19 protein-coding genes are annotated in these 20,789 nt (G+C 43.4%); 6 read left to right on the forward strand and 13 right to left on the reverse strand.

The window, feature by feature from the left end; genetic code table 11:
- Window positions 1-23: 23 nt before the first annotated feature.
- Window positions 24-548, reverse strand: coding sequence for a hypothetical protein (locus V7R55_RS16460; protein ID WP_334060355.1), 525 nt, complete (start codon window positions 546-548; stop codon window positions 24-26).
- A 519-nt stretch (window positions 549-1,067) separates the two neighbouring features.
- Between V7R55_RS16460 and V7R55_RS16465 the strand changes: the two genes are divergently transcribed.
- On the forward strand, window positions 1,068-1,289 hold the full coding sequence (locus tag V7R55_RS16465; protein WP_012518669.1) for a TA system antitoxin ParD family protein: 222 nt from the start codon (window positions 1,068-1,070) through the stop codon (window positions 1,287-1,289).
- A complete protein-coding gene (locus tag V7R55_RS16470; protein ID WP_159120624.1) occupies window positions 1,282-1,572 on the forward strand; it encodes a type II toxin-antitoxin system RelE/ParE family toxin in 291 nt (96 codons plus the stop codon). The genes V7R55_RS16465 and V7R55_RS16470 overlap by 8 nt, the downstream gene beginning before the upstream one ends.
- 220 nt (window positions 1,573-1,792) lie before the next feature.
- On the opposite strand, the gene V7R55_RS16475 is transcribed toward V7R55_RS16470, so the two are convergent.
- Complete coding sequence (locus tag V7R55_RS16475) at window positions 1,793-2,251, reverse strand: hypothetical protein (protein WP_334060356.1); 459 nt, start codon at window positions 2,249-2,251, stop codon at window positions 1,793-1,795.
- 232 nt (window positions 2,252-2,483) lie between these two features.
- Entirely contained in the window at window positions 2,484-3,449 is a 966-nt protein-coding gene (cysK, locus tag V7R55_RS16480) for a cysteine synthase A (RefSeq protein WP_334060357.1), read from the reverse strand.
- Between the two features lie 271 nt (window positions 3,450-3,720).
- Here cysK and V7R55_RS16485 point away from each other — a divergent pair, with 271 nt between their 5' ends.
- From V7R55_RS16485 to V7R55_RS16495, 3 genes are all read left to right on the forward strand, one after another.
- Window positions 3,721-4,557, forward strand: coding sequence for an AAA family ATPase (locus V7R55_RS16485; RefSeq protein WP_334060358.1), 837 nt, complete (start codon window positions 3,721-3,723; stop codon window positions 4,555-4,557).
- Window positions 4,557-5,738, forward strand: a complete 1,182-nt coding sequence (locus V7R55_RS16490) for a vWA domain-containing protein (RefSeq protein WP_334060359.1) — start codon at window positions 4,557-4,559, stop codon at window positions 5,736-5,738. Before V7R55_RS16485 ends, V7R55_RS16490 begins: the two co-directional genes overlap by 1 nt.
- A gap of 139 nt (window positions 5,739-5,877) precedes the next feature.
- Window positions 5,878-6,564, forward strand: coding sequence for a nucleotidyltransferase family protein (locus V7R55_RS16495; protein WP_334060360.1), 687 nt, complete (start codon window positions 5,878-5,880; stop codon window positions 6,562-6,564).
- 40 nt (window positions 6,565-6,604) lie between these two features.
- Here V7R55_RS16495 and V7R55_RS16500 read toward each other — a convergent pair whose 3' ends face one another.
- The 9 genes from V7R55_RS16500 to cmoA all read right to left on the reverse strand — a co-directional run bounded on the left by V7R55_RS16500 (window position 6,605) and on the right by cmoA (window position 16,787).
- Window positions 6,605-7,978: an MATE family efflux transporter gene (locus V7R55_RS16500; RefSeq protein ID WP_334060361.1), complete on the reverse strand. Its 1,374-nt coding sequence runs from the start codon at window positions 7,976-7,978 to the stop codon at window positions 6,605-6,607.
- Between the two features lie 140 nt (window positions 7,979-8,118).
- A complete protein-coding gene (moeA, locus tag V7R55_RS16505) occupies window positions 8,119-9,333 on the reverse strand; it encodes a molybdopterin molybdotransferase MoeA (RefSeq protein ID WP_334060362.1) in 1,215 nt (404 codons plus the stop codon).
- Window positions 9,334-9,484: 151 nt separating this feature from the next.
- The gene (locus V7R55_RS16510; RefSeq protein ID WP_334060363.1) at window positions 9,485-10,156 is read right to left on the reverse strand and encodes a phosphoglycolate phosphatase; all 672 of its coding nucleotides are present in this window, start codon (window positions 10,154-10,156) and stop codon (window positions 9,485-9,487) included.
- A 75-nt stretch (window positions 10,157-10,231) separates the two neighbouring features.
- The gene (locus V7R55_RS16515; protein ID WP_334060364.1) at window positions 10,232-11,986 is read right to left on the reverse strand and encodes a sugar phosphorylase; all 1,755 of its coding nucleotides are present in this window, start codon (window positions 11,984-11,986) and stop codon (window positions 10,232-10,234) included.
- Between the two features lie 5 nt (window positions 11,987-11,991).
- The gene (locus V7R55_RS16520) at window positions 11,992-13,215 is read right to left on the reverse strand and encodes a glycosyl transferase (RefSeq protein ID WP_334060365.1); all 1,224 of its coding nucleotides are present in this window, start codon (window positions 13,213-13,215) and stop codon (window positions 11,992-11,994) included.
- A gap of 12 nt (window positions 13,216-13,227) precedes the next feature.
- Window positions 13,228-14,037, reverse strand: a complete 810-nt coding sequence (locus tag V7R55_RS16525) for an HAD-IIB family hydrolase (protein WP_334060366.1) — start codon at window positions 14,035-14,037, stop codon at window positions 13,228-13,230.
- Window positions 14,034-14,906 carry a kinase gene (locus tag V7R55_RS16530; protein ID WP_334060367.1) on the reverse strand — a complete coding sequence of 291 codons (873 nt, stop codon included), beginning with the start codon at window positions 14,904-14,906 and terminating at the stop codon, window positions 14,034-14,036. Before V7R55_RS16530 ends, V7R55_RS16525 begins: the two co-directional genes overlap by 4 nt.
- Window positions 14,907-15,000: 94 nt before the next feature.
- Entirely contained in the window at window positions 15,001-15,999 is a 999-nt protein-coding gene (gene cmoB / locus V7R55_RS16535; protein WP_334060368.1) for a tRNA 5-methoxyuridine(34)/uridine 5-oxyacetic acid(34) synthase CmoB, read from the reverse strand.
- 56 nt (window positions 16,000-16,055) lie between these two features.
- The gene (gene cmoA / locus V7R55_RS16540; protein ID WP_334060369.1) at window positions 16,056-16,787 is read right to left on the reverse strand and encodes a carboxy-S-adenosyl-L-methionine synthase CmoA; all 732 of its coding nucleotides are present in this window, start codon (window positions 16,785-16,787) and stop codon (window positions 16,056-16,058) included.
- Window positions 16,788-16,961: 174 nt separating this feature from the next.
- On the opposite strand from cmoA, the gene V7R55_RS16545 reads away from it, so the two are divergent.
- Window positions 16,962-17,597 carry a response regulator transcription factor gene (locus V7R55_RS16545; protein WP_334060370.1) on the forward strand — a complete coding sequence of 212 codons (636 nt, stop codon included), beginning with the start codon at window positions 16,962-16,964 and terminating at the stop codon, window positions 17,595-17,597.
- 383 nt (window positions 17,598-17,980) lie between these two features.
- Here V7R55_RS16545 and fadE read toward each other — a convergent pair whose 3' ends face one another.
- Window positions 17,981-20,443, reverse strand: a complete 2,463-nt coding sequence (fadE, locus tag V7R55_RS16550) for an acyl-CoA dehydrogenase FadE (protein ID WP_334060371.1) — start codon at window positions 20,441-20,443, stop codon at window positions 17,981-17,983.
- Between the last annotated feature and the right edge of the window lie 346 nt (window positions 20,444-20,789).

The raw sequence follows: 20,789 nt of genomic DNA on the forward strand, positions 1-20,789 counted from the left end.
GTTTATGCGATTGTTAGGTGCGTTTATGAAAAATGAGACAGACCTGCTTTTTTAATGTAAGGAGCTAAAGTCGCTATCGTCTTACTGTTACGATACCAAACAATATAGGTGTAATCCCATTCTTCTGAGATAACGCATTCTAGTTCTGGAATTACAAACTGGTAAAACTGTGAAGAGTCTTTATTTAATGACTGTTCGTAGCTATCAAGAATAGCTGAAACATCGGTAATTTTAGTTAGAGTTTCAGTGTTGCAATTTACCTTTTGAATTTGAAACTTACTCTCTAAAAGAGCTAAGAAATTGTAGAATCTTTGCCACTCATGCTTAGTAACCGAATCCAGTTTGTACTGGTTGTTTTCACCGAGCCAACCAGACCATAAGGAAATGAATTCCTTTTTAAATTCAGATTTAACTTCCGAATTCTGAAAATATTTGTGATACATGGTTTTACTTGAAGCACCTAACGATAAGCTAACGGGCAGTGACGTAGCGGCATAATCGCGAAGCGCCGCTGCGTTACTGTCCCAGTGTGGTACGCAGTGGCACACGTGTTAAGCGCCTTGTTATGTTCGTTCGCTACCATGGAACACCATTTAAATGTGCAAAAACCCCAGATGCAGCAGAGAAAAGGAATGGCACTAAACAACAAGATAGCAATTTAAAGTTGACCTGTTTTCGCAAAAAATAGACGAAGAACAAAAACACCAAAAATAGTAAAGCACATTGAACAACGGCTAGCCCAATTAGATAAAGATATTCCTGTCTACTCGGGCTATCAGGGTTATTAATGAAGCCTTGGATACCAATAAATGAGAAGTAGCAGGGTAACAACGCTAACACTGATATGAGAGGTAGTACAAACTTCGCTTTAATTAGAATTCTCCAAAGAACATAACACCCGCATAACAGGCAAAAATACGTAGGCTACAATACCAAGCGAAGCGCAGGGAGCCTACGTGTTTTTGTCCCTAGCGAGCGCAGCGAGTGTTAATGCGTTTGTTATGCGCAATTTGCCACACCTGTAGCGTATTGCTACAATGTAATGGGTAATCATTAGGAGACATATTATGGCAACCGCGAGCGTAAGACTAGACCAAGATCTAGTTGAGAAAGCTACAATCATGGGAAAAGCACTAAATCGAACTATGCCAAAACAGATTGAGCATTGGGCAAAGATAGGTGAAATGATGGAAGATAACCCTGATTTGCCCTACGAATTCGTGAAACAGGCAATTATTTCCAAAGCTGAAAAAGAGGCTGGAAAATTGGAGCCTTACGATTTTGGCTAAGATTACAAGTGTTTTACAGACAGCTAATTTTAAGAGAGCAGTAAAGAAGTTACATCAGAATCAGAAAAAAGATTTGGATAAAGCCGTTAAGGAACTAATGGCCGATCCTCTTCTAGGTGAGCAGAAAAAAGGCGACCTGGCCTTTCTTCGCGTGCACAAGTTCAAGATGGTTAAGCAGTTAACCTTATTAGGCTACAGCTACGAGGATGGCACTGTAATACTTGAGTTGATTGCACTTGGCTCTCATGAAAACTTTTATCGCGATGTTAAAAAGTTATTCTGACTAATTGCGTATAACAATTTAGTTTACGGAAAAAATCCTTTATGCAAGATGGAAAATATCCGTATATCAGTTTGATGTTGTTTCAAGTTATCACCCTAAAACAAACCTTTAAATAAAAAAGCATCACTCTTGAGCAGGAAAGTCGGAAAAAATCCTTTTTATTTTTCGTATAATAAAATTATTGGTTAACTGTATATAAAAACAGTTGTCATTCTGCTCGTCATAAATAAGCGTCTGGGTGAATTTTGTTTACCTTCCATTCGCCGCCTTCTTTTATCAAATCTAGGCTTCTTAGGTCTTCTACTTTGTCACCGTTGTAGTTTCCGCTCAAAAATACGGTAATAGTGGATTTCTCTGCAAATTCGTTTCTGCCAATTTTACCAGCACTTTGCGGGGTTACGGTTACAGTGTCGTACTTCAAATTAAGCAGATGTCGTTGAACGTTACTATTGGTGTGGTATCGCGTCAGTATGCGGGACATTTTTTCACTGGATAGGCGTATTGCTGTGTCAAGATTGTCGTCTTCGTAAACGCTTTTGAGGAACATAACTGTGGTGTATTCAGGTGTGCTTTCGTCAAGCATGCCATACCGCCCAATTCCTTCTTTTTTCTCACCACAAGCCGATAAAATCAAAACTGTAAAGAGCCCTAATAGGGCGTACTGCATACGCGTTTTCATTTGGGTTACCTTAATAAAAAGAGGTCCGTTTCTTATTGATAGTTTCATATCTTAACTAAGTCAATGTAACGACTGCCAAGAAGTTTGCTAAGCGGATTATTCACAAAAACCTGTATAAAAGCAAAATGACGATAGGATTTTACAAATTGATGTTGTAGACGGGTTGTAATCAGAAGCATAAAAAAACGAGACGCTAGGCCTCGTTTTTAGAGTTGTTGAAATTAGAAGGCAATTATTGCACTTCTTCTTGCTCGTCAAATGCACCGGCAAATAGTGGGCTGCTTAAGTAACGTTCTGTACCACTTGCCAGCAGTACCACAACCACTTTGTCTTTGTTTTCTGGACGTTCAGCGAAACGCTTAGCGGCAACAACGGCAGCACCAGAAGAGATACCCGCTAGAATACCTTCGTCAGTCATTAGCTTGCGCGCCATGTCCATACATTCGTCGTTAGTTACTTGTTCAACTTCGTCAATTAGGTCCAAGTCTAGGTTACCTGGAATGAAACCTGCGCCAATACCCTGAATTTTATGTGGTCCAGGCGTAAGTTCTTCACCCGCAAGCGCTTGGGTAATTACTGGTGAGTCTGTTGGCTCAACGGCAATAGAAGTGATCGCTTTGCCTTTTGTGTTCTTAAGGTAGCGACTTACACCCGTAATAGTACCACCCGTACCTACACCTGCTACAAACGCGTCAACTTTACCGTCGGTATCTTCCCAAATTTCAGGGCCCGTCGTTTTTTCGTGAATAGCGGGGTTAGCCGGGTTGTCGAATTGTTGAAGCAGTACGTACTTGTCTGGGTCTGACGCAACAATTTCTTGTGCAGCGGCAACCGCACCTTTCATGCCCTTAGGTGCTTCGGTAAGTACAAGGTTTGCGCCCAATGCTTTTAGAAGTTTACGGCGTTCAAGGCTCATGCTGCTAGGCATGGTTAGCGTTAGCTTGTAACCGCGAGAAGCCGCAACAAATGCTAACGCGATACCTGTGTTACCACTGGTCGGCTCTACAATTTCTTTACCTTCGGTAAGGACACCGCGCTTTTCAGCATCCCAAATCATGTTAGCGCCAATACGGCACTTAACGCTGAAGCTTGGGTTACGCGATTCAATTTTTGCGTATACATTACCTGATGTTACGCGATTTAGCTTAACTAGTGGCGTGCGGCCAATAGATAGGGAATTGTCGTCAAATACGTTCATTATAAATCCTTACCTCGTTCCTTATTTTACAGGAAACCCCGTCTGTCGTGATCTGTACGACCTTTTTAGTAGTTAATAATTCAACGCGTGTGATAGTTAATAATTCACAGCCTGAATTAGGGGATTTCGTCATACCCCTATATCATTGGTCCCAATCAGTAAAATGCAAAGTGCTTTTTAGCTATATGTTATATCTATGGGCAATCATGAGAAGGCCTTGATATTATAGTTAAAATTGCAAAGACGAAAAATTATACGGAGTACAACAATAATGGCTTTTAGTGGCACGTCTAATTATATCGCAACCAAAGACTTACAATTGGCGGTTAATGCTGCCATCACGTTAGAACGTCCGCTTTTAATCAAGGGCGAGCCAGGCACGGGTAAAACCATGCTTGCTGAAGAGTTGGCCGAGAGTTTAGGCACCGAATTAATTCAGTGGCACATCAAATCAACCACCAAAGCGCAGCAGGGTTTGTACGAATACGATGCAGTATCGCGCCTTCGTGACTCTCAACTTGGCGATGACCGTGTTCACGATATAGGCAACTACATCGTAAAAGGAAAGTTGTGGCAAGCGTTTAGTGCAGAAAAGCGCCCGGTACTTCTGATTGACGAAATCGACAAAGCAGACATTGAGTTTCCGAACGATTTATTACTAGAGCTCGATAAAATGGAGTTTTTCGTATACGAAACACAAGAACGTGTAGTCGCGAAGCAGCGTCCAATTGTTATTATTACATCGAACAACGAAAAAGAGCTGCCAGATGCTTTCTTGCGCCGCTGTTTTTTCCACTACATTCAATTCCCAAATCCAGAGGACATGCAAGAAATCGTTAACGTGCATTTCCCAGATTTAAAGAAAAAGCTGCTTGATGAAGCGTTAAAGGCCTTCTTTGAAATTCGCGATGTTCCAGGGCTTAAGAAAAAGCCTTCTACGTCTGAACTTATCGACTGGTTGAAGCTACTAGTTGCTGAAGATATTCCACCTGAGGCGCTGCATTCAAAAGACGGTAAAGCAGCTATTCCACCGCTTTACGGGGCACTACTTAAAAACGAACAAGACATACATTTGTTTGAAAAACTGGTCTTTATGGCGCGTCGCTAATGCTTATTCAGTTTTTTTATACACTGCGAAAATATCAGGTTAAAACCACGCTGCGCGAGTTGCTGGATTTGCTTAGCGCGCTAGAAAAGCACGTGGTGTATGCCGATATCGAAGCGTTCTACAGTTTGTCGCGTACCATAATGGTGAAGGACGAAACTCAGTACGATAAGTTCGACAGGGCGTTTGCTGAATATTTTGAAGGTGTTGAATCTATCGACTTGTTCGGTAAAGACATTCCTGAAGAATGGCTTCGTAAGAAAACCGAGAAAAACTTGAGCCCAGAAGAGCGCGAGGCGCTCCGTAAGGCGGGCGGTCTCGACGAACTGATGGAAACCTTGAAGAAACGCTTAGAAGAACAAGAAAAGCGTCACCAAGGTGGGAATAAATGGGTTGGCACCGGCGGAACTTCGCCCTTTGGTGCGTATGGCGACAATCCAGAAGGCGTGCGAATAGGGCAAAAGGGCAATAGAAAGTTCTCGGCGGCTAAAGTGTGGGATAAGCGCGAGTTTAAAAACTTAAGCTCGGATGTAGAACTGGGTACGCGTAATATTAAAGTTGCCCTTAGAAAGCTGCGCAAGTTTGCTCGCACCGGCGCAAGCGAGCATTTAGATGTGCCTACGACGATAGGCGAAACCGCGAAAAAAGGTGGCTTGCTCGATATTCATATGGCGCCAGAACGTCATAACGCGGTAAAGGTGCTAATGTTTTTTGATGTGGGTGGCTCAATGGACCCTCACGTTAAGAGCACCCAAGAGCTTTTTTCAGCAGTGCAAACCGAGTTTAAGTACCTCGAGTACTTTTACTTTCATAATTGCGTGTATGAGGAAGTGTGGAAAGATAATCTTCGCCGTAATAAAGAGCGTATTCCAATCTGGGATATCATTCATCGATACGGCAAAGACTATAAGGTTATCTTTGTAGGTGACGCTACCATGGGGCCATATGAAATTACCTACCCAGGGGGCAGTGTAGAGCATTGGAATGAAGAGCCAGGTAGCGTATGGATGCAGCGTTTGTTAAACCATTTTAATAACGCGGTATGGCTAAACCCGCAGCCTGAAAATTATTGGCCGTATTATTCGTCTGTTAAAATTATTCGCGAAATAATGGAAGACAGAATGTATGGGCTGACCCTTGAAGGGTTAACGGAAGCGATTAAAGGGCTTAGTAGAAGCCGTTAAATCATTTTAGGGAGCAAGGCTATTATGCACACCCGTATACTGCGCTGGCACAAGCGCGTTAATAAAAAAATGGGTTTTATTGCGACGTTAGTGATTTTTCGTTTGTCTTGATAAAGCGCATTAACTAATAGGTGTTACATTGAGTTCGGATGTTTATTGCTTAGGTTTTGTTTTACTTGCAGGCGGGCAGAGTTCCCGCTATGACGGCAATAAACTCTTGTCAAAGCATCCTGTTACAAAATTACCGCTTGTTCAGCATAGTGCTAATATTGTTATTCGCGCTCGCGATGTAATAGGGTCAATGAGTAAACATCCTGTCACGGTTGTAGTAGGTAAATGGCACGACAGCGTTAGTTCGCAGTTGGCTGAGACTTTTTGTTGTCCAACTGAAACTCCCATTGAGGTGATACACAATAAACAGTGGGGAGAGGGGATAGCGTCAAGTATTCGCAGTGGGCTTACACATGTGCTGAACCTAGCATTGCCGAACACCAAGCCTTCACACGTACTTTTTACCCTCGCTGACTTGCCAAGCCTTAACATACAGGATCTTACTCTCCTTATTGATGCTTCTAAAGCTTACCCAAACCACATAGTGTGTAGCGAATGGCAGAAGGATGGAGAACCTAATAGTCGGTTAACAGTGCCTGCTATTTTTCCAGAGTCGATGTTTAGCGAACTATTAGCGCTACAGGGAGATACCGGTGCTAAGCCAATCATTAAAAGGTATGCGAAGTTAGGGAAAGTAAGGGCTGTGTCTATACCCAATGCACAATTCGATATAGACACCCCGCAAGATTGGGACATATTCAAAAGACGGAATTAACGGCCCCGTCTTTCTTATCTAGTCAAAACGTTGAACGCGTTTACGCATTCGCTATACGATGGGCTGCACTTGGTCGTTGAATATAAAGAAGGCGCGCCCCAAGCATTACTGCTGCCGCACTTAGGCCTACGATAAATCCAATCCAGAACCCTGCAGCAGCCATCGGCTCAGCTGTTATCCAGTCAGTTCTTCCCAAAACTACACCAGTAGGAAGACCTATTAGCCAGTACGACACAAAGGTAATGATAAACATCGCTGTAGTATCTTTGTAGCCGCGTAATGCATTGGCAGAGATAACCTGAACAGCGTCTGATAGCTGAAACAGTGCAGCGTATATGAGTAGCGCGTTAGCTAACGTGTAAACAGCATCGTCGCTGGTATATAGCCCAATAATGAAACCTTTAGCCAGCAGAGTGAAACTCGCCGTACATGCTGAGGTGAAAAAGCCGATAAAAATAGCGGTACGGGCTGCTATTTTAGCCTGACGCTGATTTCTTTGCCCAATGCGATACCCAATGCGAATCGCGGCAGCCATCCCAATACTCATAGGAAACATAAACATAAGCGCGGAGAAATTCAGGGCAACTTGGTGGGCCGCTACCGTAGTGGCGCCAAATGGTGCTAGTAACAATGCAACTAGTGAAAACAGCGTTACTTCGAACAAAATTGTCATGGCGATAGGCAACCCCATTTTAAAGGTTCGGCTTATAGTTACCATGTCTGGCTTGTACAGCTGGCTAAACAAATTATATTTTTGCAAGGCCGGGGCGAAACGCACGTAAATGAAAGTTGCAATCAGCATGGTATAAATAACAATGGCCGTAGCTATACCACAACCTGCGCCGCCCATAGCAGGCAGCGGGCCAACACCGTATATAAATAGGTAGTTTCCAACAATATTAGCCATTAAGCCAATAACGGTAATGATCATCGTTGGCTTGGTTTTACCTAAGCCTTCACAATAGTTTCTAAGCCATTGGTACAGTGCGAACCCCGGCATGGCAAATAGTACGTAAAGCACGTAGTCTACCGTAATGCTGTGCAGTTCAGGCGCCATAGGGAAAAGCGCTACCATATTTTCAGTAAAAGGAATTAACCCTGCTATTACTAGTCCTACAAAGAAAATTAGGTAACCTGCTTGCTGACTGGCATCAGCAATGCTGCTAATACTTTTGTTGCCCTGTAAGCGTGAGATAATAGGGGGAAGCGCAAGGGCTATACCTTGTATAAAACACAGAAGCGGTACGGTTATGCTAAATCCAAGGGCCACTGCTGCCATGTCGGTAGCGCTGTAACGTCCTGCCATAATCGTATCGCTTACGCCCATTAGCATTTGTGTAATTTGTGCAACTAGCAATGGCCAGGCTAGCTTTAAAATATCTCTTCCTTCTACAAGAAAGCGTTTCTTATTCACGGTAATGTGTCTCTGTATGGGTCGCAATGAGCGAGAAGAATAATGTTTAATTGTTTCGCGTAACGTTTTGATAAAGGCTTCTGAATAAATACAGCCACAAAACTGAATTGCGAAAAAAATGCGCTAAAGCAATATCCGTTTTAAAAATGCAACGGCATAACAGGAACTGTGTCGCCGGCTTTTAGCTCACTGGTATCTTCATGGACTATCATAAGGCAGTTGGCAGAGGTGATTGACGTCATAACACCAGAGCTTTGTGATTTAAACGGCGTGACTTCCCATTCTCCCTGGTCGTTTTTTACCATAGTTGCGCGCTGGAAATCTCGTCGGCCCGCACGGCGTTTAAGCGGTGTGGTAATCGTCGCGTTCACAAAAAACGGCTCATGTCTTTGTGCTTGGCCCTGCATTTTCTTGATAACGGGCACAACCAGTAACTTGGCCGTGACAAATGAAGAAACGGGGTTGCCCGGCAAACCACAAAACAAGGTATTATTAATTTTGCCTAAAGCGAAAGGCTTGCCAGGTTTAACCGCAACTTTCCAAAAATCGATAGCACCTAATTCAGCGATGATATCTTTAACATAGTCTGCGTCGCCAACTGAAACACCACCGCTACTTACCATCACGTCAACACGCTCGCTGGCTTCAATAAAAAGTTTACGCAAAGAGGTTTCGTCATCTTGTACAATACCAAAATCTACAAGCTCTACATTTTCATTGCGTAATATGCTGCTCACACCCACACGGTTCGACTCGAAAATTTGTGTTGGTTTAAGGGCGTCACCAGGGGCAGCTAGTTCAGAACCCGTTGCTACCACTCCAACGCGGAGTTTTCGGTAAACCGCTACGGTGCTATTTCCCTGAGAGGAAAGCAACATAAGATGCTCGGCGTGAAGGCGGGTGCCTTTACTAATGAGGGTATCGCCACAAGCAATATCATTGGCTTTTTTGCGAATATTCTCTTTCGCAGAGGGAAGTTTGTTTATGACTACAGCCTCACCGCGGCTTTCAGTATTTTCTACCATCACGACGGCATTGGCATTATCTGGAATTGGCGCGCCAGTCATTATTTTAAACGCTTTGCCATTTTCAAGCGGCTCGTCAGCGCTCATGCCTGCGGTAATAACACCTTGCACTTCAAGCTCAGTACTATCAGAAAGGCCTTCAACGTTAACGGCGTAGCCGTCCATCGCCGAGTTGTCCCAAGGGGGGACATCAATATGAGCAATAACATCTTCGGCTAAGATGCGGTTGTTGGCGTCAAAAATACTCACATGTTCAATGTCGCTTATCGTTTCTGCAGCGTTAAGCGCTTTAGTAAGGGCTTCTTCAAGTGAAAGCCATTTAGATGACATACCAACAACTCCAATTAATTATTTAACAGGCGGATATTACAGAAAAAGACACCTTATACCAAAGGTTAAAGCGTGAAATCAAAGAAAGTAGCTAGCAATGCGTGTAAAGCGCAGTCACGGATTCTACCCAAGTGACATCTGTAGAGTTTTATCAATAATGCAGTGTCAGGATTTCACTAAAGCTGTCAAACACCCAGTCAGGTTGATAGGTCGCAATACTTTCGCCGTAATTGTAGCCATAGGTAAGGCCAATACTTTTTATATTGGCGGCTTTTGCAGCAAGAATATCGTTCTTGGAGTCACCTACCATTACGCACTGTGAAGGCGAGATGTTAAGTTGTTCACAGGCATGCAAAAGGGGTAGGGCCGACGGCTTTTTCTCCGATAAACTGTCACCGCCGATAGTAAGTGAGAACAGAGACGACAAAGAGAATGAAGACAAAATAGGCTCAATAAACTCTGAAGGCTTGTTAGTTATTAATGCTAGCGTACAACCACGCTGTTTTAACGTATGAAGCGTGTCGAATACACCTTCGTAAAGCGCGGTGCTTTTAGTGTCTAACGTTCGGTAATAGAACAGGAAATTTTCTAATAAAGCGTCAACATCAGATTGCATGTGGTGGTGATTAATCTCCGCCCCACCACTCAACCCACGTTCCACAAGAACCCGAGCACCATTCCCTACCCAGTGTCGTATGACGTGCTCGTCATAAGTCGGTAGTTGATGATCACTTAGCATTTTATTAAGAGCGGTAGCTAGATCTGGCACGGAATCGACAAGGGTTCCGTCTAAGTCGAAAAGAAAGGTATTAATCTCTTGCATTAAAAACTTGATTAACTAATTAGTGAAGGAAGCATAACACCGCAGTATCCATACCGCGGTAGATTTTTCAGCTATTTACTCAAAATCTTGGTTGCTTATCCAAAGTACTTGATAAGGTTTCATTTGCAAGAAACCACTTGATAGTTGTATCTCATCGCGAGTAACGAGATCGATCCAATTATCGGTACCAATAAGGTTGATGTCAGACAGTAGAATAGTTTGTTCTTCGTCCGAAATATTGCTAACACAGAAAATACTTTGCTTTCTATCCAAGCTTTGACGCCAGTAACCGAATAATTGATTACCGAGCTGTAAAGTAAATTGTGTAGCGTTGGGGTGGAAAGCAGGCTGTGCTTTACGTATGCGTATCAGCTGCGAAATTCGCGTGAGTACTTTATGATGTTGAGAGAAAGGTGAGTCCAACAGGGCCTCTAACTCACCAAAGTCCCACCTCTTCCTATTTATAGAGCGATTTTGGCCGGTATTAGCAACTTTCTCATAATCGTTAGATGTGCCAAGTAAACTGTGAATGTAAATACCTGGAATGCCTTCCATACCCAACATAATGGCGTGGGCGCAGATAAAGCGGTCAACCTGATATTTGTCGGGACCTTTAATAGTGCCTTGCAGAGCGTCAAATAGCGTAATATTGATCTCATAAGGTTTTTGCTGTCCGTGCTCAGATGCACGCCATGACACTTTTCCTCCAAAGTGCTGCATAGCATGAACTAAATCAGATATTTCTTCTTCAGAGAGCAAACCTTCGGCTGGGCGAAGCCCAATACCGTCATGAGAAGCAATAAAGTTGAAATAAGCCGTGCCGTTTTGTGCCGGCGGCATGCTCATCATCCAACTTTTCAAGTACGAGCAGTCACCAGTAACTAGAGTGTTTACAAGCAAAGGCGGTAGTGAAAAGTTATAGATTGCGTGAGCCTCGTTTGCATTACCAAAATATGTAAGGTTTTCCCTGTTGGGAATATTGGTCTCGGTAATAATGATAATGGATGGGTCAACATGCTCGATAAGAGTTCTTATTAAGCGAATAACCTCGTGGGTTTGAAATAGGTTTATACAGTTTGTACCTACAATTTTCCAAAGAAATGCAACGGCATCCAAACGGAAAATTTTAGCGCCTTTATCGATGTAAAGCTTGATAATATCAATAAAGGCCAGCAGCACTTTGGGGTTTCTAAAGTCAAAGTCGACTTGGTCGTGACTAAAGGTACACCAAACGTGTTTTGTACCGTCTGCGGTTTCTGTTTCACGAAGTAATGGCGACACGCGCGGGCGCGTTACCATTGATAAGTCATCGGTTGGCTCGGCTGTGAAAAAAAAGTCAGATCCCGGCCCTTCGCCTTTGATAAAGTTATCGAACCACGCGCTTCTTGCAGAGCAGTGATTGATCACTAAATCCGTCATCAATCCGTAATCAGCGGCTATGGCTTCAACATCCTCCCAAGAGCCTAAAGATTCGTTCACGGTGGAATAATCAATAACCGAAAATCCATCGTCTGAACTGTAGGGGAAAAATGGCAAAATATGCACGTTGTTTACTGTGTTCTTACAATAACGATGTAAAAACTTGTTTAATGTAACCAACGGGCGCTCACCTTCGTCGATAACGCTATCACCGTAGGTAATCATGATGATGTCGTCTTCATCCCAGTAATTGTGATGTGACTTAGGTGAAGCAATGTCCGTTTGCTGCTGAAGGCCTATTGTATTCATTAGAGCAGTTGCTAGCGTCTCGTACGAGACGTCTAGCGTTACATCAGTATAAATACTTTCTAAATGGTGTTTTACTTTGTCATGGAGTTGATCCCATGCCATATTACTTACTCCATATATTCTGCAGTATCGGCTTCGACCGCTTCTAATAATCTTTCTAAAATATCAGGTACCGCACTAGTTACGCGGTTCCAGCTAGGTATAAACGGCGTTTCCATCGGATTTTCTAAGAAGTTTTGCCCCGCCTTCATAATATTGCTGGCGAACATTTCTACCGCTTTTTCTTCACTGTGAATGTCTAAGCTCAGTCCATTCATTACCGCGTCATTGTGATAAGTTTCTATAAAGTCTAGCGCAATTCTAAAATAGGTGGCTTTAATCGACCGGAACATTTCATTGCTAAATGTGTAGCCTTGCGTTGCCAGCTTTCTGAAAATAGCTTTAGTAATGTCGATAGACATCTTAGACAAACCACCTTGATCGTTATTAAGCGAAAGGTCTTGGTGTTTATGGTCGTAAATATCACATATATCCGCTTGGCACAGTCGGTTGTGAGAATAGTTGCGGTGCATTTCCGACAACACGCCAATCTCTAAGCCCCAGTCACTCGGTATACGAATATCGTTTAAAACATCTCTTCTAAACGAAAATTCACCCGCAAGTGGGTAGCGAAAGCTGTCCATAAATTCCAAGTACTCGTTATCACCCATAATGCGTTTTAGTGCGCGAAGTAGGGGAGTGACAAGAAGGCGTGAAACACGACCATTAATTTTGCCGTTCGCTACACGTGCATAGTATCCCTTACAAAATTCATAGTTGAACATAGGGTTAGCGACAGGATAAATAAGCTTAGCAAGCAAGTCTTTGTCGTAGGTAACAATATCGCAATCGTGTAATGCCACAGATTCTGCACGATTAGACGCCAATACATAGCCCATGCAATACCAAACATTGCGGCCTTTTCCTAACTCTTTAGGCGCTAGACCTTGAGACTGAAGCTCTTCGTCAAGGGCTTTTAGACGCGGACCATCGTTCCAAAGAACTCTGTGGTGTTGAGGGAGTTTTCCAAAGAATTTTAGCGCATGTTTATACTGATCTTCGTTGGCTCGATCTAAACCAATGACAATTTCTGATAAATAGGGAACGCCTGTAAGTTCATTGACTATATGCGGAAGTGCATCGCCTTCTAGTTCAGAAAAAAGCGACGGAAGAATAAGAGCCATAGGGCGCTTTTGCGAAAACTGTAAAAGCTCTTTTTCTAGCTCTTCGGTAGGACGACGAGCCAAGTTATGTAACGTAGTAACCACACCATTTTGATAAAAATCAGCCATGTGTCCTCCTGATCATAGGGATAGCAATTGAGTAAGCATTTCGTTCCAGCCTTCAGGGCCGGTTAGGGTGCTGGTATAGACCTCTTCTTTTTTTACAGCAGGTGGAGGATTTACCGGTGATAAAATGCGAATTGGGACGTGCGCCGCTTCAAGCATTGCTACGTCATTCTTACCATCGCCAAGTGCGATGGTGTTAACTTTGGTGGTATGTTGCTTTTGATATTCACTAGCTAGCCATTTAAGAGCTTGGCCTTTATCGCAATTACCTGAAACATGAATAAAACGACCACCCTCTAACGGAAAGGCGCCGCGCTCCTTTACAACTTTAAGAAAGCGCTGTTTTTCTTCGTCGCTGCCTAGCCATAATACGGGTTCGCCAAACTGACGTTTAGCCGCCAGTGATGCTGAACGTTCATCAAGATCTGTACATTCCTGAATTTCTGGTACCGACATTTTTGAGAATTGCTTATATTTACCCTCAAATTCGCCGCCAATTTTTTCTAGTAATTTGATCCAGTAATTTTTATTAGATATAAATGCTTTACACCAATAGCCGTCTATCCAGACCGTGCCACTAGGCTTTTGTTTGAAAAAGCCGTGAGGGATGAAGATAGCGGCGCCATTCTCAATAATGAACGGTCCGTCTAAGCCAATTTGTTCACGTAATGGCTGTAATTCAGCAAAGGTTTTACTGGTAGTGGGAATAACGGGAATGTCTTGTGCTTCTAATGCCGTTAAAGCCGGTTTCGCCGCCTCGAAAGAGTAGGTATGGTGGTCTAACAGCGTGCCGTCCATATCGGTGAAAACAAGCGTTTTCGTCATCGTTCTACGTCCTGTTTAGTTATTGTTCTTGTTTCATCAAGATAGAATACGGTATCGCACATTTCAGGCAAATGCGCTAATGCGTGTTCAGTAATACGCTGATAGTGTTGCACAAAGTTTGCCACTTCTTCATCAGACATGATTCCGTCACTATCTTTCAAAGCTTTTTTGGCAAGTTTATGTTCTTGTTCCAAACGCCATTGGTAAACACAATCGAAACTGGGTGCTTTAAGCATAATGCGATAGTCAATTTTTTCGAAGAGTGTTTGATAGTCACCCGCTAATTCAGTATTTACGAATGAACGCCAAATGCTTAGTGGATCTTCAACTTCTTCAAGGTGGTTGACGGGGCGTTTTAAGTCGCCTGAAGCCTGAGGAGGCGCACCTACACACCACCCTTCTAGTATGATGAAATCAGGTGAAGATTCTATGACAGGCCACTGCTCTTGCGGAAATGGGTTGTCCGTTGCTTTGTTAAAACGAGGTAGGGAGGTCCGTGTACCTTTGGCTAAACTACGAAGCGTATTTAAAGCTAAGGTTATGTCGTGCGTGCCCGGTACACCGCGTGTTGCCAAAAGCGGGTGCACTTTGATAGCAAGCGCATTGCGCTGAGATTGGTCGTAGTAAAAGTCGTCAATAGACAATGATACAACTTGTTTATTGTGGTCCGATGAAAGGAAAGATTCGATAAAACTGGTCAGAGTAGATTTTCCCGAACCCTGACTACCGTTTATACCAACGATAAAAGGTTTTTTTGCACCCTTTTGGTGCTTTAGCAGCTGCTCACATAATGGGGTGAACCATTTTTGTGCAGTTTCTGCATAGCTACTTGGCAATTGGTGCGTCGTTAAAAAGCTATGTATATCCATGTTGTCACCTTAATCAATGCAGAATTCGCACGTTCTTCTTGATTAAGATAACAACATTTGTGCCAATCAGGTAACTTGCAAGGTACCCTAGGAATTACTTCTTATTTGCTACGATAACGGCCCGTTGTGGTGCAGGATAACCTTCAATGGTGCGAGTAATATCTTCTGGATCGAGAAAATCTTTCAAAGATTGCGATTCCATCCAAGACGTTGCACGTTGTTCGTCTAGGGTCGTGTGGTTAACATCCACAGCGCGGATATTTTCAAACCCAAGGCGACCCAGCCATACAGAAAGAGCGGCGGTACTCGGTAAAAACCAAACGTTTCGCATTTGAGCATAGCGCTCACCGGCCATTAGCACGGTGTTTTCGTCACCATCAACAACAAGGGTCTCAAGTACTAGCTCCCCACCTTTTCTTAGCTGATCTTTCAGCTGCTGTAAAAAAGCCATAGGATCTTTACGGTGATACAGCACGCCCATAGAAAATACAGTGTCAAAGGCTTTTAGTGGCTGCATATCTTCAATGCCCAATGGCAAAAAGTGAATGTTGTCACAGGGCGTTGAGGAATTACTGATAAATTGTTTAATGGCGTGAAATTGAATGAGAAACAGTTGAGTCGGATCTATACCCACCACTTTATCGGCACCTTCACCCAGCATACGCCACATGTGATAGCCACTACCACAACCTACATCTAAAACGTTTCGGCCTTTTAATGAAGCAATGTGAGGTGCAACACGGTCCCATTTCCAGTCTGAACGCCACTCTGTGTCTACGTGAATTCCGTGCAGATGGAACGGCCCTTTACGCCAGGGCATAAACTGTTTCAGCAAACCTTCTATTTGCTTTTGAGTGTATTCATCAATGTCTTTATTTGTACCTATCGAAACGCTAGATGACAGGTCAACACGGCTTGGTGAGGTCGAAGGAAGTTTTCCAAGTAGACGGCACCACTTATCAAATTCGCCATGCTTAGCGTTTCGCTGCCAATCGTCCATTTGGGCTGGTAGGGTTTGCAACCAGTGCGAAAGAGGGCTGTCTATCAACGATTTAAAGCAGTCGTTAAACCAAGTCTGTTCTAGTTTACTCATAGTTGTCTTTATATATATTGAAATCTAAATAATGCGACGCTGACATGCACTGGTGTCTAACTCTTGATAGCGACCATCGACGTAAAGTTGTAGCACTTGTACCACATTACAACGTCCGCAAACCCTGCTTTTTTCAGGCGCGTTTCATGTTCATTGAAGGTATCGGTCAACATGACTTTCTCTAGCGCAGCGCGCTTTTGGCTTACTTCTAGTTCGCTGTATCCGTTGTCACGTTTAAATTGATGGTGTAAGTCTACAAGCAACTCGTTTCCCTTTAGGGTAGGGTGACGAATTTTCTCTGACAATACTAGGATACCGCCAGGGTTTAACCCGTCATGAATGCGCTTTAATAGTGCTTCTCTCTCTGCAGGAGGGATAAATTGCAGGGTAAAGTTCATCACAACCATGGACGCATTTCTTATCTCAATGTCTTGTGCGAAGCCGTGCTGGATAGAAATAGGGTTTGGAATTGAAAATGTTTGAATAACGCGTTTGCAGCGTTCAACCATTGCCTCAGATGCATCTACACCAATGATTTTACATGTCTCTTTTGGCAATGCCCTAGCAACAGATAAACTCGCAGCGCCTAAACTACAGCCAAGATCATAAACCACCGAATTTGGAGTAACGGCAGTTTTAGCCAATTCACCTATGGTGTGAACAATCGTTTCGTACCCAGGTACTGAACGCTGAATCATATCAGGAAAAACATCAACGACTGACTCATCAAATTTAAAGTCATCTACTTTATTTAGTGCCTTTGCGTAAATATTGTCGTGCTTCTTCACTGTGAATCTTCTATTAGCTAATTTGGTGCGCAATTTTACCGCCTGATACGTAAATGCCAATGGAAAACACTAAATTTGTTAGTTTTTTACATGATATTTCGGTATTAGGTCTTTTAGTTACTATTCTAAAGTATTAATCTATACCAATAATACAAAAAGGAAGCAGTAACGCTAATGACGAGAATTCTAGTAGCAGACGATCACCCATTGTTCCGCGAAGCATTGAGCGGCGCATTGGAACCTTACTTTGAGAATGCACAGATAATTCAAGCTGGAAGTTTGGACGATGCATTGGCTAAGCTTAATGAATATGACGGCGTGGAGCTTGTGCTTCTTGATCTAAACATGCCTGGTGGTGAATACTTTAACGGCCTTATTACACTGCGTGAGCAATACCCTAATATTCCGGTTGGCGTCATTTCTGGCAGCGATACGGTAGAAGTGGTAGCGCAAGTAATGAGTTTGGGCGCACAGGGCTTCATTCCTAAAGTATCTGAAACACGAGAAATCGCTCAAGCTATCGTAGACATCATCGCTGGCAAAAAATGGCTTCCAGAGGGCATGGAAGAAGAGCTAGAGAAAGTTGATGATGAATTGAAAGTACTGCTTCAGCGCTTCCGTGAGCTAACGCCAAAACAAATTCAGGTGCTTTCTTACCTAAGAGCGGGCTTGATGAATAAGCAAATCGCTCATGAAATGAACGTTACCGAAGCAACAATCAAAGCGCACATCAGTGCTATACTACGTAAGCTAGAAATTAATACGCGTACACAAGCCGTGTTGCTGATGGATAAACTTCAGCTCAGCTAAATCCACGTAGTCTAAAAAACCGGATTATAAAGCGACCCCCATTAGTTGGACATTCCAATTGTTGGGGGTTTTTTTATGTCAAAACGCAATAGAGCGTTTAAAATAACTTCGCCGCCCTAGATTACGATGTCCAAGCTTCTCTCAACCATGTCTTTTGCTTTATTTCAGCTGTCTCACTAAGGAGTAGGTTACAGTGCAAAAGTTTGCGTTTTTGCCCTTTAATCGAAATCAATGAATAAAGTTAAGGTTTTGGCGGGCTCTGTATTACTGCATGTGACCGGGTTAACAAAGCTAATACCATGTGCAATTAGTAAAGTGAGCGTGGATATAATGAATTTTTGACAAAAAAAAGGCCGCATTAGCGGCCTTGTTTATGGTTTGAATTAAGCAGCTTTACCACCACGTTTTTTAGCAGCAGTTGTAGAATTAACTTTGGCTACTAACTCTTCATGATCGAAGTCATCAACATTGATAGTGCGAAGTCTTCCTGCTTCTGTCTTGCGTAGCAAGTTCGCTTCTTCTTCATTAATAACATCTTCAGCAAGCGCTTCGTCAGCTAATACGTCCAATCGAGTGAACGGTAGCTTGGCCTTTTTGTGCTTACAAATACGCTCGAAGATAGGCTCGCTTGCTAATACATCATCAAGAGTTTGCTCAAGGTCACCAAACAAACTGCCTTCCTCACGTGTCAGATACTGGCCATAGCCTAAACGGCTACGTGCAGTTGAAGGTGTTTGAAGCATTTGCGCAATAGCATGTTCTGTTTTATCAGATGGCTTACCAATACGACGACCAAATGGAATAACCATAACGCGAAGTGCTGCGGCAATTGCGCGGTTAGGGAAGTTCGCTAAGAAGTCATCTATTGCAGTTTCAATATCGTGCAATGTGGTTTGCATTGCCCAATGAAGAAGCGGAAGATCTTCTTTCAAACGACCTTCTTCGTCGAAACGCTTCAAGGTAGTGCTGCCCATGTATAGGCCACTAAGAATATCGCCTAAACGAGCAGACAAACGCTCGCGACGCTTAAGGTCACCGCCAAGTACGCCCATAGAAACATCAGTAAGCAGAGCTAGGTTAGCGCTATAACCTTGAAGCAACTTATAGTAGCGCGCTGTTTCATCTGTAAATGGTGCGCTGCTAAACGCGCCATTGGTTAATGAGAACCAAATACTGCGAACCGTGTTAGCAACCGCAAAGCCGATATGACCGAATACGGCTTTATCGAATGCTTGAAGCGCTTCTTTCTTATCTTCAATTGATGCAGCTTGAATTTCTTTAAGCACGTATGGGTGACATCGCATTGCGCCTTGACCGAAAATCATCATGTTACGAGTTAGAATGTTTGCACCTTCAACTGTAATTGATACCGGCACACCTTGATAGCCACGACCTAGGTAGTTATTTGGCCCAAGCATTACGCCTTTACCGCCGTGAACATCCATCGAGTCATTAATGACTTGACGCATTTTCTCAGTTAAATGGTACTTACAGATTGCCGAGATAACTGAAGGTTTCTCGCCTAGGTCAACACCCACTGTTGAAAAGCGCGTTACGCCGTCCATCAAGTACGCATTACCACCGATACGCGCGAGCATTTCTTCAACGCCTTCCATATGGCCTACAGGCATGCGGAATTGACGACGAATACGTGCATACGCACCTGTTGCAAGTGAAACAGATTTTGCGCCACCAGCAGCAGAAGAAGGCAGGGTAATACAACGACCTACTGATAAACACTCTACAAGCATACGCCAGCCACGACCTGCCATTGCCGGACCACCAATGATGTAATCGATAGGCACAAAGATTTGTTCGCCCTTGATAGGACCATTCTGGAATGGAGTATTAAGAGGGAAGTGGCGACGGCCAATTTCTAGACCTTTGGTGTCACGAGGGATGAGTGCACAGGTAATGCCAGGCTCTTTGTTATCCCCAAGAAGACCTTCAGGGTCTTGCAGTTTGAACGCTAGCCCGATGACGGTAGCCACAGGAGCAAGAGTAATGTAGCGCTTGTTAAAAGTAAGGCGCATACCCAGCACTTCTTCACCGTTCCATTCGCCCTTACAAACAACACCAACATCAGGGATTGCGCCAGCGTCAGAACCCGCTTCGGGGCCTGTTAATGCGAAACACGGAATTTCTTCACCCGCTGCAAGGCGAGGTAGATAGTGGTCCTGCTGCTCTTTCGTACCATAGTGTTGCAGAAGTTCGCCTGGACCTAGTGAGTTTGGTACACCAACCGTGCTTGATAGCACTGCGCTTACGCCTGCAAGTTTTTGCAGAACGCGCGATTGTGCGTAAGCCGAGAACTCAAGACCGCCATATTCTTTTTTAATGATCATGGCGAAGAATTTGTGTTCTTTTAGGAACTGCCAAATTTCAGGAGGAAGGTCTGCATCTTTGTGGTTTATTTGCCACTCATCAACCATCGAACAAACTTCATCACAGGGGCCGTCTAAAAACGCTTGTTCTTCGGCAGTTAAGCGGCCTCTAGGGATACGATGTAGCTTGTCCCAATCAGGCTTACCACTAAAGATGTCGCCGTCCCACCAAACAGTACCTGCGTCGATGGCTTCCTGTTCAGTGCTCGACATTTCTGGCATAACCTTGCGATAGAAAGCAAGCAGCTTCTTAGAAATATGCTGTTGTCTAATGTTAACAAGTGTGAATGGCAGTGTTAAAGCAAGAAACACTACCCAACCGAGGAGGCCGATATCACCGAAAAGGGTGCCTAAAATCATGACACCTGCGCCCATGGCAACAGCCGTTACCAAGCTGGTGCGCTGATAGCTAGCAACCGCTAGTGTCAGAACCACCAGTAAAAACCATATAAAATCTGCCATACTTCACTCCTGAAAGGCGTTAAACGTTACGCTCGTCATACGCTCTGACCTGCAAAACGCTTTCGTAAAAAACGTCTATAACCGAGGTCTGACCAGCATGCTGTAAACCTATTATTTAATAAGGCAAAGATCAAGATTTTTACATGAATATTCTATTAACAACGACATAAATAATAGGGTAGTGAGCATTACCAGAGTTAAGTATAGACGTTAGTTATATCGGATGATTTAAAATATGAATCGATGCAGTTTATAGATGAGTGTAGCAGCTAGTTTCCGTCGAAATGTGATAATAAAAAAGCACGCCTAACTTTTAATTAGAGCGTGCTTTATACACAATTAGATA

The organism is Alteromonas sp. S005, assembly GCF_036864475.1.
Taxonomy (GTDB): domain Bacteria; phylum Pseudomonadota; class Gammaproteobacteria; order Enterobacterales; family Alteromonadaceae; genus Alteromonas.

Coding starts and splice junctions, on each gene's coding strand:
- V7R55_RS16465 (WP_012518669.1), top strand. CDS start 1,068: ATGGCAACCGCGAGCGTAAGACTAGACCAAGATCTAGTTGAGAAAGCT.
- V7R55_RS16475 (WP_334060356.1), bottom strand. CDS start 2,251: ATGAAAACGCGTATGCAGTACGCCCTATTAGGGCTCTTTACAGTTTTG.
- cysK (WP_334060357.1), bottom strand. CDS start 3,449: ATGAACGTATTTGACGACAATTCCCTATCTATTGGCCGCACGCCACTA.
- V7R55_RS16485 (WP_334060358.1), top strand. CDS start 3,721: ATGGCTTTTAGTGGCACGTCTAATTATATCGCAACCAAAGACTTACAA.
- V7R55_RS16490 (WP_334060359.1), top strand. CDS start 4,557: ATGCTTATTCAGTTTTTTTATACACTGCGAAAATATCAGGTTAAAACC.
- moeA (WP_334060362.1), bottom strand. CDS start 9,333: ATGTCATCTAAATGGCTTTCACTTGAAGAAGCCCTTACTAAAGCGCTT.
- V7R55_RS16510 (WP_334060363.1), bottom strand. CDS start 10,156: ATGCAAGAGATTAATACCTTTCTTTTCGACTTAGACGGAACCCTTGTC.
- V7R55_RS16515 (WP_334060364.1), bottom strand. CDS start 11,986: ATGGCATGGGATCAACTCCATGACAAAGTAAAACACCATTTAGAAAGT.
- V7R55_RS16520 (WP_334060365.1), bottom strand. CDS start 13,215: ATGGCTGATTTTTATCAAAATGGTGTGGTTACTACGTTACATAACTTG.
- V7R55_RS16525 (WP_334060366.1), bottom strand. CDS start 14,037: ATGACGAAAACGCTTGTTTTCACCGATATGGACGGCACGCTGTTAGAC.
- V7R55_RS16530 (WP_334060367.1), bottom strand. CDS start 14,906: ATGGATATACATAGCTTTTTAACGACGCACCAATTGCCAAGTAGCTAT.
- cmoB (WP_334060368.1), bottom strand. CDS start 15,999: ATGAGTAAACTAGAACAGACTTGGTTTAACGACTGCTTTAAATCGTTG.
- V7R55_RS16545 (WP_334060370.1), top strand. CDS start 16,962: ATGACGAGAATTCTAGTAGCAGACGATCACCCATTGTTCCGCGAAGCA.
- fadE (WP_334060371.1), bottom strand. CDS start 20,443: ATGGCAGATTTTATATGGTTTTTACTGGTGGTTCTGACACTAGCGGTT.